Origin of the sequence: Butyricimonas sp. (assembly GCF_019423355.1) — a bacterium.
Classification (GTDB): domain Bacteria; phylum Bacteroidota; class Bacteroidia; order Bacteroidales; family Marinifilaceae; genus Butyricimonas; species Butyricimonas faecihominis.
Window position 1 is genome coordinate 49,757 of sequence record NZ_JAHZBP010000006.1, and the last position, 12,582, is coordinate 62,338.

12 protein-coding genes are annotated in these 12,582 nt (G+C 46.7%); 7 read left to right on the forward strand and 5 right to left on the reverse strand.

Going from position 1 to position 12,582, the window contains the following annotated elements; all coding sequences use genetic code 11:
- The first annotated feature begins 95 nt into the window (after window positions 1–95).
- Window positions 96–338: a hypothetical protein gene (locus QVC79_RS09595; RefSeq protein ID WP_270593096.1), complete on the forward strand. Its 243-nt coding sequence runs from the start codon at window positions 96–98 to the stop codon at window positions 336–338.
- Window positions 339–369: 31 nt separating this feature from the next.
- On the opposite strand, the gene QVC79_RS09600 is transcribed toward QVC79_RS09595, so the two are convergent.
- From QVC79_RS09600 to QVC79_RS09610, 3 genes are all read right to left on the reverse strand, one after another.
- A complete protein-coding gene (locus QVC79_RS09600; protein WP_270593095.1) occupies window positions 370–948 on the reverse strand; it encodes a LutC/YkgG family protein in 579 nt (192 codons plus the stop codon).
- Between the two features lie 80 nt (window positions 949–1,028).
- A complete protein-coding gene (locus QVC79_RS09605) occupies window positions 1,029–2,396 on the reverse strand; it encodes a lactate utilization protein B (RefSeq protein WP_270593094.1) in 1,368 nt (455 codons plus the stop codon).
- Between the two features lie 42 nt (window positions 2,397–2,438).
- The gene (locus QVC79_RS09610; protein WP_270543702.1) at window positions 2,439–3,176 is read right to left on the reverse strand and encodes a (Fe-S)-binding protein; all 738 of its coding nucleotides are present in this window, start codon (window positions 3,174–3,176) and stop codon (window positions 2,439–2,441) included.
- Between the two features lie 323 nt (window positions 3,177–3,499).
- On the opposite strand from QVC79_RS09610, the gene QVC79_RS09615 reads away from it, so the two are divergent.
- Genes QVC79_RS09615 through QVC79_RS09625 form a run of 3 tightly spaced genes read left to right on the forward strand, consistent with a single transcriptional unit; the run spans window position 3,500 to window position 5,772 of the window.
- On the forward strand, window positions 3,500–4,078 hold the full coding sequence (locus tag QVC79_RS09615) for a YIP1 family protein (RefSeq protein WP_270593093.1): 579 nt from the start codon (window positions 3,500–3,502) through the stop codon (window positions 4,076–4,078).
- Window positions 4,079–4,090: 12 nt separating this feature from the next.
- Window positions 4,091–4,540, forward strand: a complete 450-nt coding sequence (gene smpB, locus QVC79_RS09620) for an SsrA-binding protein SmpB (RefSeq protein ID WP_027199788.1) — start codon at window positions 4,091–4,093, stop codon at window positions 4,538–4,540.
- 11 nt (window positions 4,541–4,551) lie between these two features.
- Window positions 4,552–5,772, forward strand: a complete 1,221-nt coding sequence (locus QVC79_RS09625; protein WP_270593092.1) for a zinc-dependent metalloproteinase lipoprotein — start codon at window positions 4,552–4,554, stop codon at window positions 5,770–5,772.
- 165 nt (window positions 5,773–5,937) lie between these two features.
- Here the strand turns inward: QVC79_RS09625 and QVC79_RS09630 are convergent, their stop codons facing one another.
- Together QVC79_RS09630 and QVC79_RS09635 are read right to left on the reverse strand one after the other, a co-directional pair.
- Window positions 5,938–8,709, reverse strand: coding sequence for a leucine-rich repeat domain-containing protein (locus QVC79_RS09630; RefSeq protein ID WP_270593091.1), 2,772 nt, complete (start codon window positions 8,707–8,709; stop codon window positions 5,938–5,940).
- 321 nt (window positions 8,710–9,030) lie between these two features.
- Entirely contained in the window at window positions 9,031–10,917 is a 1,887-nt protein-coding gene (locus QVC79_RS09635; protein ID WP_270593090.1) for an amidophosphoribosyltransferase, read from the reverse strand.
- A gap of 192 nt (window positions 10,918–11,109) precedes the next feature.
- Here QVC79_RS09635 and QVC79_RS09640 point away from each other — a divergent pair, with 192 nt between their 5' ends.
- The 3 genes from QVC79_RS09640 (at window position 11,110) to QVC79_RS09650 (ending at window position 12,522) form a co-directional block, all read left to right on the forward strand.
- Window positions 11,110–11,484 carry a hypothetical protein gene (locus QVC79_RS09640; protein WP_124317574.1) on the forward strand — a complete coding sequence of 125 codons (375 nt, stop codon included), beginning with the start codon at window positions 11,110–11,112 and terminating at the stop codon, window positions 11,482–11,484.
- A 133-nt stretch (window positions 11,485–11,617) separates the two neighbouring features.
- Entirely contained in the window at window positions 11,618–11,968 is a 351-nt protein-coding gene (locus tag QVC79_RS09645; protein ID WP_087422139.1) for an NADH-quinone oxidoreductase subunit A, read from the forward strand.
- Window positions 11,959–12,522: an NADH-quinone oxidoreductase subunit B gene (locus QVC79_RS09650; protein WP_027199792.1), complete on the forward strand. Its 564-nt coding sequence runs from the start codon at window positions 11,959–11,961 to the stop codon at window positions 12,520–12,522. Before QVC79_RS09645 ends, QVC79_RS09650 begins: the two co-directional genes overlap by 10 nt.
- Window positions 12,523–12,582 lie beyond the last annotated feature (60 nt).

The window sequence follows — 12,582 nt, forward strand, 5'->3', positions numbered from 1 at the left end:
CAGGTTACAAGCTGATCACTAACCTGCAAACTTGTATTTTGTAACCTGCAATTTGCAACTTATTAACCTATAACTCGCCATTGGCGAATCAAACTATGGACAAAATAAAAGCTGCCAAAAATCAAAAATTATTCGGGATTGCCGCCGTTGCATTCCTTTCTATCGGAATTGTACACGTGGGCTATAAAGCCTTAGAAATATCAGCCCATGAAGAGTGGAGTATGCCATGGTATTTCGCCATCTTCTCTCCGGGATTAGTTTACGTTTTCCCGCTAATTGTCTGTATCGTTGCTTATTTCTTCTTCTCGAAAGAATTAAAGAAAAAAGACGAAGAATAATAAAGACCATTAAAAAATGGCCTTTATTATTTTATTCCAATATCACCGTCACCGCTCTCGCCCCGTGCGCCCCGATGACTAACGCTTGTTCAATATCAGCCGTCTTCGAGGGACCGGAAATGAAACAACCGTACCCGAAATCATCAAAAGCGGGTTGCTTGTATGCCTCATGCATATTATTCACCAAACGATTCCGGTCAAGTAGGATCACCAAGGCCTCGGAAATAAAAAAGAGAGCCTTGTAACGGGTACGCTGGTTAATCCATACCATCCCATTTTCCAGAATCCCGAAATCACCCCGGATCACCCCGACATCCGTACCGTTCAATTCCCGCGGATCATCCAACGTGTCGGGATTCACCGTGGCACATGTAACTTCCGGTAAATTCGACGCGATCGACTTGGCATCGGGGAACACGTTCCGGATTACCTCGTTCACGTCCTGCCCTTTCTCCAACACCACGCAATTTCCTCCCACTGCCTTCATGATCTTCTCGAACTGTGCCAGCGGATCAGAAAACGTCAACGGCTCGAACGTCATCTCCGGTCGTTCCACTTGATCCACCGCGTGCTTTTTCAGCCTTGCTAAAATATCTTCTTTACTACCCATGTTCTAATTTTTAATTTTAAATTTTAGATTCCAGCCGCACAAAGCCGACACTTTTTCAATCGTAAATCGTCATTCATAAATTAATCGGCTTTCAATCCCTTTTTCCACATCTCGTTAAACGTCTCCTTCGCAAACTCCGGAAGTTCCCGTCCGATACCCCACGCGTCGAGAAAATTATACAACACGAATCGAGGCATACGCTCGGCAACACGTCCGGTAGCAATAGCATGATAGAACAAACCGGGATGATTCATGATAAACTTCATTCCCTTCACCATCAACTTCTTCGACGGGTCAGCCAAATGCAAGGGCGCCAGATTCTGCCGCCATTTGTAAATCTGCTCTGCCAGATCGATCTTCACCGGACAAACATTCGAACAGGAATAACAAAGCGAACAAGCTGACACGTTCCCCGAATACTTCTCCGGCGACTTCAACATTCCCAAGTTAATCCCCACGGGTCCCGGTATAAAATAAGAGTAAGAATATCCCCCCGTCCGACGATACACGGGACAAGTGTTAATACATGACCCGCAACGAATACACTTCAACATATTCACGTGTTCCGTGCAGGCCAGAATATCACTTCGCCCGTTATCCACGATCACGATATGCATCTCCTGCCCCTCCACCGGTTTCTTGTAATGAGACGTATACGTCGTTGAAGGCTGTCCCGTGGCAGAGCGGGCCAACAAGCGCACGTACAGGGCCAGAGCATCATAATCCGGCACCACTTTCTCAAGCCCCATGATCGCGATATGCACCTTGGGGAAAGAAGTTCCCATATCAGCATTTCCCTCGTTCGTACAGACCACAAAAGCCCCTGACGAGGCCACGGCAAAATTAACACCCGTCATGGCAATATCCGCGTGCAGGAACTTCTCCCGCAAGGCAGCCCGGGCCGCGTGAGTCAGGTAAGTCGGATCGCTATTCCCCGGTTCCGTGTGCAACTCTTTCTCAAACACCTTCCCCACCTCTTCCCGTTTCACGTGAATAGCAGGCAACACAATATGACTTGGCGGTGTACCCATGAACTGCATGATCCGTTCACCCAAATCCGACTCCACGGCATCAATTCCCCTAGCCTCCAGATAAGGACTCAACCCGCACTCTTCCGACAGCATCGACTTACTCTTCACGAGATTCTTTCCCCCATGTTTCTGGATAATCTCGTAAACAATTCGGTTATGTTCCTCGGCATTTTTCGCCCAGTGAACATGAATCCCGTTTGCCGTGGCGTTCTTCTCGAACATTTCAAGATAATAGGGTAAATTGGCAATCGTGTGTCGTTTCATATTACTCGCCATCTCCCGCAACGCTTCCCATTCGGGAACATCATGGGCCATCCGGTCTCGCTTCTCCCGCACGAAAAACAGCGCTTGATCATGCCATGCTGTTCTCTCCCGGTCAGCTATAAATTTCTTGGCAGCTTTAGCGTGTGAACTCATATTTATTTGATTTACGTTATTTTCAAAATTAGTTCATAAAGTTTATAACCCTTGACTTAATATCTCCACCACGTGTATTGTCTTTATCGGCAATTTCTCCCGACGAATAATCCCTTCCATGTGCATCAGGCAAGAACTATCCGCTCCCGTGATGTATTCCGCCCCGGTTGACATATGATCATGCACCTTATCCTGTCCCATGCACACGGACGTCGCCGGTTCCTCCACCGAGAACATTCCCCCGAAACCGCAACACTCGTCCACCCGCTTAGGCTCGAACACTTCCACGTCCTTCACCAGCGACAACAAATCCCGCAACTTGGAATAACGGGGAATCATCAACTCGCTCGGGGAAGAAAGATGCAATAACCTCTCCCCGTGGCAACTATTATGAATACTTACCTTGTGTGGGAAAGAGGCATTCAGCTTATCTACCTTCACCACATCATGCAAGAATTCGCAAATCTCGTAAATACGACTACTGATACAAGCATGTTCCTCCCGGTTCAACAACCTCGGGTAATGCTCCTTCACGAAAACCACGCAACTGGCCGATGGCCCCACCACGTAATCATACTTCTCGAACAATCCCTCCATCCGCTTGGCCAGCTCGGTCGAATCCTTCTCGAATCCACCATTCGCCATTGGTTGCCCACAGCAAGTCTGATCCAGCGGGTAATCGACATCCAAGCCCAGCGAGGTCAGCAACTTGTATGAGGCTACCCCCACCCCCGGGTAAATCGCATTAATGTAACAGGGAATAAATAATCCTATTTTCATACTAGTTAATTAGTTACAGTCTATAAAATTACAAGTTTCTATTCAAAAAATCAATCTGCAACACAGCTCATCAGGCAAAACAATTTTAAGCCCTCCGTTTCACACAAATTTTAACGAAGAAATAAAACATTTGTTACAGGATAATTACATTTTCATGTACCGAGCCTTCATACCACGTTTAACGACAACTCGAGCAACCATGGATAAAGCGTCCTGCAGGGACCACGGACCTTATTTACGGACTTTATAGATCTTATAAACTTTGACAAACTTTAAGAACCTTATGAATTAATCTCGATAAAAAACAGTATTTTCGCGTTACTATGAAGAAATTAGACATCAAAGGCATATTCACGAGACCCCGGCAACTACTACTTCACCCCGAAATGGAATGGCAGAAGATCAGTCGGGAAAATATCGAGGGAATCGAAGTTTTCAAGAATTTCCTCGTGCCCCTGTCCGTACTTTCTTCTGTATGTGCAATATTGCTACGTTTATTGTCAACCTCACCTCTTTACGCCATTGGAATCGGCATCATCCTGTTCGTGGCCTCCGTCGTGGGGAGCTACATCGCCTACCGGGTGACCCGGGAATATCTCTCTAATAAAGTGGCTGAAGCCAACCGGATGGCCCTTCGCCTTGCCGTGTACAGCTCGGCCGTCTTCATCCCGTTTCACTGCCTTTCCAGTGGATTCTCGGAAGGATTTATATCCCAACTCATGGCAATATGTAGCCTGCTGTGCCTGCGTACCCTTTACGTCGGGTTGAACCAATTGACAGCCCTCGACGTACAATACCGCAAAAGCGCCATCGTCATCATCGGTTTGCTCGTGATCGTGTCCCCAATCATCATCCAGCAATTGTTGATGATTATGTTCAGAATACCCACTATTTATGCTTAAACGTCAAAACCTATGCAAAACGACATTAATATAAAAAATAGAAGAGCATCCTTCGACTACGAGTTCTTGGAAGAATACACCGCCGGTATCATGCTCACCGGTACCGAAATCAAATCCATCCGGGCCGGGAAAGCCGGGTTGGTGGATTCCTACTGTTATTTCCACAACGGCGAACTGTGGATTAAGGGTATGTACGTTGCCGAGTACAAACTAGGTACCTACTACAACCACATCGAACGCCGCGAACGTAAACTTTTACTGCAAAAGAAAGAACTTGTCAAGCTCGAACGCAAGACCAAGGAATCGGGACTCACCATTGTCCCCGTCCGTCTCTTTCTTAACGAGAAAGGCTTTGCCAAACTCCGCATCGCCCTCGCCCGGGGAAAGAAAGAGTACGACAAGCGGGAAACCCTCAAACAAAAAGACGCCAAACGGGAAATGGACCGCTACATGAAAAAATAAAACCTACAAACATGCAAAAATACATTCTTATTTACCTTCTGTTCCTACTTGTCACTTCCTGCGAGAAGGACAAGTTCGAGGGAATAGAATTATCAACAGGCAACGAAATCCGGGTAAGCAGCGAGCAACAAACTATCCGCATCGCTCTTCGGAGTGGTTCTGACTGGTCACTTGCCAGCCCAACCTCTTGGTGCCGGGCAAGCAAGATCAGTACGCCACAAGGAGATACACTTGTGATCAACACGCAAGTCAACACGACCACAACCGAGCGCACGGGGACCGTCACGATCTCCAATTCTGACCAACAACAAATCCTCACCGTGACCCAAAAGGGAGAAATCTACTTCGAACTTCCGGTCATTTTCCACGTGTACTCGGACGGTTCCGCAAATGATGCAAAAGTCACCGCCGCCTACATTCAGGAATGTATGGATTACGTGAATAACTTCTACCGGGGCAACAACGGGAAAAGCGAGAACCTCAACCTGCAATTCACCCTTGCCACCACCACGCCTGAAGGAACTCCCTTGGTTGAACCCGGGATAAATACCATTCAAAGCTCATCCACCTCGTTCAATGTCGATAATTATTTAAGATACAACACATACAACGGCACACAAATAATATGGGACCCCAACAAGTACATCAACATTATCATCTGCTCCTTTACCGAAGAAAACGTGACGGGAATCGCCATGACCCCGTACACCCCGCAAGGCAAATCCCTACCGGGTTTAAGAAGAAATGATACATATTATACCAGTCTTCCCACCAACTCCGTGCAAGCCGTGATGATAAACAAGACATTTGTAAACAAACTAGAAACAGGAGCTTACGGTCCACAACCGGTATGGCCCACCACACTCGCCCATGAACTAGGGCATTATCTTGGATTATTTCATGTGTTTTCCGGTGGTGACAACGGACAAACAACCGATTATTGTGAAGATACCCCCGACTACGATCGCCCAGCCTACGACACTTGGTTGGCAAGTGTCCCCCGACTAACTTTTGCCCAAGCAGCACAGCGTCAAGACCGTAACGGGAACACGTTCACATCATATAATATAATGGATTATAATTACGGTTATCGTGATCGAATCACACCCAACCAGCGAGCTCGCATCAGACACGTCCTTGATTACAGCCCTCTCATCCCGGGACCAAAAATCGCAGTTGAGAATTCCAGTCGTGCCACTATCATTACCGAGGAACCACTCATACTCAAGTAACCCATCATGAAGCGACTACCTTCTCTAATCCTTCCTTACACAGGAGGGTATACCACTTGGTAATTAGCTCTCCCCCTGTGTAAGGGGGAGCTGGAGGGGGTAGTTGGTTAATACAGATAAGACTTTTAAGTCAGCCTCTTGTTTTCAAACTCACGAGACTATTCCCTACTTTTCCCCCTGTGGCAATAAAAAATACTGTTCACCCTTCCTGTCCAACTTCTTTTGTTCCTCAGTCAACTGCAAAAAGTTATTTTCCAAACACAACCGTTTCAATACAGGCAAACGGAACAAGAAATCCGGGACCTTGCCCGTCAATGCGTTATCCTGCCCCCAAAAATATTCCAGTTTTTTCATTCCTTCCCACGCTTTCGGTATACTCCCACGAAACTTATTACCCGTGAGAGTCAATCTTTTCAAGTTTTTCAACTCACCCCATTCGGCGGGCAAAATTCCCTCCAGCTCATTCCTCGCTACATTCAGTTCCTCTAATTCCGAGAGCCATCCCAAATCAGCGGGAACCTCACCTTGCAATTTATTGTAGGCAAGACTGAGTAAATTCAACTTTCTCATATTCCCGATTTCAGCGGGGATCGTACCACTCAACTTATTACCAGACATGTCCAGCATGGTCAAGTTATCCAAGTAACCAATTTCAGCAGGAATTGCCCCCGTTAATTCATTATGACGCAAATCGAGCTTTTCCAGCATCATCATTTCTCCGATTCCTGCAGGAATCTCTCCTGACAACTTATTATTACACAACAACATCAACTTCAAATTTCGTAAATTTCCGATATTCTCGGGAATCCTTCCACCCGAAAAAGCACTTGAGGCATTTAGTTCTTCTAAAGATTCCAAATCCCCCAACTCTTCCGGAAACGAAGAAAACGTATTATTAGGTATAGCCAGAATCTTCAACCGTTTCAAATTACTGATCGAAGAAGGCAGAGTTCCACTAAAACGATTATTTGTCAAATACAACCACTCCAAATTCTCCAGTTCTCCCAATTCCGAGGGGATCGTCCCACTCATCTTGTTCCGGAACACACTTAAAAATTTCAATCGTTTCATCTTACCGATCGAAGGAGGAAATGTTCCCGTGATCCTGTTACTTCCCAAGAGTAACGACTCCAACACCTCCCAATTCCCTAACTCGTCCGGTAAGTCTCCCGAAAGATCATTACTATTCAAATTCAAATACTTCAGCTTCGAAGCTCGTGTCATTTCGTTAGGAATCTGCCCGGTAAAGGCATTATTATTCAAATATGCCGTAACCAAATTCTCCAACTGCCCCAATTCCTTGGGTAGCTCGCCCGACAAACGGTTCTCTCCCAAACTCAGTTCCGTCAAGTTTCTCAACTTACCGATCGACGGGGGAATACTCCCGCTAAACTGATTCTTCCACAAATACAAATGTTTTAGTTCTTCCCAATTCCCGATTTCCGCGGGGATCACCCCCGAGAAATTATTAAAACTCAAGTTCAAATATTCCAGCTTGACCAACTTCGTTAACACCACCGGGAACGGTCCGGACAAACGATTCGTTTTCACGTAGAAACTTCTCAAATCAATCAGGTTCCCCAGCGTCTCCGGCAACTCCCCGGAAAACTCGTTTTCCGAGAGCAATAACGACCGCAAGTGAATCAATCGCCCTATCTCTTCCGGAAGAGGACCCGAAAACCTGTTCGATGTCAAATCCAGTAAAGTCAATCCCGTCATTTTCCCGATTTCAGCGGGTAAAGGACCGGAAAACTTGTTATTTTGCAAATTCAAGTAATTCAACTGCACCAACTCACAAAGCTCCGGTGGCAACGGCCCACTCAAACGATTATTACTCAAATCAAGGGATGTAAACGACACGGCCTCCTTGATTTCAGCGGGTAACGAACCTGAAAGCCCGTTATCCGACAATTCCAAACGATACAATTTCGGCAAAGTGAATAACACGCCGGGAATCGCTCCCGTCAGCCGGTTATTTGACAAACCCAATGCCCACAACTCCTTCAAAAGCCCTAAAGTAGCGGGAATCGTCCCGTTCAATAAATTATTATTCAGTGAAATATTCTGCAAAGTCTTCACACTCCCCAACGAGGCGGGAATCTCCCCGCATATCCAGTTTTGTCCCAACGATAAATTTCTCAACTTTTTCAGTCGGCTCCAGTCCTTGGGCAACTCCCCCAGCAAGCGATTACCGTATATACTCATCTCTTCCAAGTTTTCCAGAAACATAAACTCGTCCGGTATTTTCCCCGTCAGCAAATTTGAAGAAATATCCACACACTCTAACAACGAGAGGTTCCCGATGGCAGCCGGAATGTCCCCCGTCAATTTATTCATACCCATTCGAAGGTATTTCAATTGCTTAAGCCCTCCGATTTCCTCCGGGATCTCCCCCGACAACTGGTTACGAGAAAGATCCAGTGTCATCAGATTTTCCAATTTACCGATCCCGACAGGTATTTCTCCCATCAAACGATTGCCGTTCAGTGACAACTGCCTCAACGCTGTACACTCTCCAATATCCGTTGGTATACTCCCCGTGATCTCGTTATTACACAAGTTAAGCACCTCTAATGTCTTCAGCCTGAAAATAGCTCCCAGCAGAACTCCCTTCAAACCGTTTGCTCCCAGATATATACTCAATTTCCCGTTATCATAGTTCCGCTTCACCCCGTACCACTCCTCTACAGGCCGGTCACTTAACCAGTTCTCCTTCGCCCGCCAATCTTCCCCTCCCAGAACCCAGTACAATTCTTTCAAAGCGGCTCGTTCTGCGGCCACTTGCTGCTCTTTCAGCAACAAATCCACCGCCTGTTCCCGAACGATCTTCTTTTCCTTCCCTTTTTGTCTCTCTTTACGCGTTTGTGCAACTAACGGGTCATTCCCGTAACAAATGGAAAATACAAATAACAGAATAAATGACACAACTTGTTTCATAGCCGATCTTTTTAATATCCGCTACTAATTTAAACATTTACAAACAAATTGCAATAACTTTGAACGGGAAAGTGAAAACTTATTAATTTTAGATTCCAGCCGCACAAGGCCGACGCTTCTTAATTTTCCACTTTCAACTTTTAGTTTTTATCTTTTAACTTTTAACTTTTAACTTTCCAACTACCCCCACCAACTCCCCCTTACACAGGGGGAGAGACGAACGCAAGAAGGAGGCCGACGTAACAATGCAACGTGTTCTCCCCCTTTCCAAGGGGGAGCTAGAGGGGGTTCAATTTAAAATCTAAAATCTAAAATCTAAAATTAGTAAGACCGTTCATTCCTCCCTTCTACCCAGTTGATATAAGCGGTGTTGACCACCTTATTGCCACCGGGAGTGGGATAATTTCCGGTAAAATACCAGTCACCCGTGTCATTCGGGCAAGCCACGTGCAAATCTTCGACAGACTGGAAAACCACTTTTACCTCGGCATTCAGATGCTCGTCACGCACCATCTCGGCGATCTTGTCGGAAATCTCTTCCTCGGTAAAAGGAGCGTAAATCTCTTTCACGTGGTTCACCACCTGCTCTTTGGGCAGTCCTTGTTGTGCTTTACACTTCCGGTACACCTCGTCAATTAGCCCCTCCATACCTCGTTCCTTCAACAACTCGATGGCCGCATTGAACGCTATAAACTCGTTCATCCGGGTCATGTCGATCCCGTAGCAATCGGGGTAACGAATCTGTGGGGCGGAAGACACCACCACGATACGTTTCGGGCCAAGACGATCGAGAATACGCAGAATACTCTTTTTCAAAGTAGTTCCCCGCACGATCGAGTCATCAATCACCACGAGGTTATCCGTGGGCTGCACTGCCCCGTAGGTCACGTCGTACACGTGTCCCACCAACCCGTCACGCCCGGAATCCGAGGTAATAAACGTGCGCAGCTTGGCATCCTTGATCACGATTTTCTCGATACGGGGTTCGCGGCAAATGATCTCGTCGAGCGTTTCCTCGCTCCACGTTGCCTTTCCCTCCCGGATCAACCGTTTTTTCTCCTCCACCATGTATTGCTGGATTCCTTTCACCATTCCGTAGAAGGAAGTTTCCGCCGTGTTAGGGATAAAGGAAAACACCGTGTTGTCGAGATCGCCATCTACGGCCTTTACCAAACGAGGCGTCAATAACTCGCCCAATTTTTTCCGTTCCCGGTATATATTCCTGTCATTCCCGCGGGAGAAGTAGATACGCTCGAACGAACAACTGGCACGTTGTCGCGGTTCACGCACGAGTTCCTCGGTCACGGTTCCATCTTTCTTGATCAACAGGGCGTACCCCGGACGGATCTCGGAAATTTCCATATTCATGCCTTGAAAAGCGGTCTGGATCACGGAAGCCTCGGAAGCCACCACGACCACCTCGTCATCTTTATAGTAATAAGCCGGACGTATTCCCCACGGGTCACGCATCACGAAAGCATCGCCATGCCCGACCACTCCAGCCACGGCATATCCCCCGTCCCAATCCTCGCTACTCCGGGAAAGGACCTTGGGTAAATCAACCGTACGCTCGATCAACGGGGTAATCTCCTGTTTCGAAAATCCCTTTTCCTTGTAGAAACGGTACAAATCCTGAATCTCGCTATCCAGAAAATAGCCTACCTTCTCAAGCAGGGTCACCGTGTCGGAATAATTTCGCGGGTACTGTCCCGCCCGGATCAAGCTCTCGAACAACTCGTCCACGTTCGTCAGGTTAAAGTTCGCCGCCAGTGCTAAATTGTGCGCCCGCCAGTTGCTTGCCCGTTTCAGCGGGTGAACGTAATCTATATTATTCTTTCCGAAAGTCGCGTAACGTAAATGCCCCAAGTAAACCTCGGAAACAAATGGAAGGTTCTGCTTTGCCCAAACAGCATCCTTCTCCCGGAGAATCTCCGGCGTGAACGGTTCGTGAATCCGGTCGAACACGTCCTGTATCGGGTTCGCGTCACAGGAACGCATGCGGTCCATATACTTGTAGCCCGGCTCCATGTCGAGCTTCAACCCCACGACTCCCGCACCGTCTTGGCCGCGGTTACGCTGTTTTTCCATTAATATGTACAACCTGTTTAGCCCGTAAAGGTAAGAACCGTATTTCTTCTGATAATAATCCAATGGTTTCAGCAATCGAATCAATGCGAAACCACACTCGTGATGAATGGTGTCACTCATATTTTTTTCCCTAATTTCATGTATTACCCCCGGGATATTCTCCTTTCCCGGAGAGATTACAAAAGTAAGAAAAAAATATGGTTTATAAACCTTATGGCCCCGAATGTTAATCTCTCGATTAACATTCTTTACCACACATTTTTCAACCAAAATTCAAAATTAGGTTATCTTTGCGAACCTTAAGTAAAAAGAATGATGTTGAACGTGCTGAAGAATAGTATATTGATCGTGTTATTCGTGCTGATAAGTTCCAGCGGGATATTGGCAAAAGGGCAAAATCTGTCCTTCAATGGCTCCTGCTTAGAATGCAATTTCTGCCGGAACGAGATCTGTGAAGTCTCCACGATTCCCCTGTTACTCTTTCTTCACGAAAGTTGCGAACTCACACTGGGTTACTTCCATGTTGTCCCGGACTCCAAGTCACAATTGGTTCCCTTTTTCCTGCAAAGGAACAGCAAGAACAACACCGCGGTAGCACACTCCAAACGCAACTTGTATTTCCACCCGTATTCGACTCTCGGGAAGACCAAATACTACGTCTTTGCCCTGCGAGAAATCATTGTTTAGCCGGAGATCAAACAAGTTACAGGCCGGGTTGGTGGCCCAGCAAGTTGCAGTTACAAGTTCGCAACTTGTCGTATTTATCCCCTGTAACTAAACTTGTACCTTGAAACTTGAAAACCTGAAACTTTTTATAATTATGAATCTTACTTTATTCGTGGTTGTGTTGATTACAGCCATTTTGCTGGTGGTTATCGCTATGAGCATTGCTCGGGCCATTTCTCCCCGTACCTTCAACAAACAGAAGGGGGAAGCCTATGAATGTGGCGTGCCTACGCGAGGAAAATCATGGATGCAGTTCAAGGTAGGATACTACCTGTTCGCCATCTTGTTTTTGATGTTCGACGTGGAAACCGTGTTTCTCTATCCTTGGGCGGTCACCGTTCAGGATGCCGGAATTAACGGTTTACTGAATGTATTATTTTTCATGCTGATCCTTATTCTCGGATTGGCTTACGCGTGGAAGAAAGGAGCGTTGGAATGGAAGTAAAAATCAAATCCATGAAATATGAAGAGTTCAATGATAACGAATATCTTGAACAACTTCGGGCGTCCGGCACCAATGTTATCGTGGGATGCCTTGACGATGTTATCAACTGGGGACGCTCGAATTCCCTCTGGCCGCTTACCTTCGCAACAAGCTGTTGTGGTATTGAATTCATGGCAGTGGGAGCGGCACGTTACGATTTCTCCCGATTCGGGTTCGAGGTAACACGAGCCAGCCCGCGCCAAGCCGACTTTATCATGGTAGCGGGAACCATCGTACACAAGATGGCTCCCGTGCTGAAACGTCTCTATGACCAGATGGCCGAACCCAAATACGTGATTGCCGTGGGGGGATGTGCCATTTCCGGTGGACCGTTCAAAAACTCTTATCATGTGGTGAAGGGGGTTGACTCCATCATCCCCGTTGACGTTTACATCCCCGGATGTCCCCCGCGACCGGAGGCCCTCCTCTACGGGATGATCCAACTGCAACGTAAGGTAAAAGTGGAACGTTTCCTCGGTGGCAAAAACCACAAGGAAAAAGAGAACAAAGAATAATGTAGAATTTAGAATGAAAAAGATTCCGTGATTGCCGATTTGATGATTGAGTGATTAAAA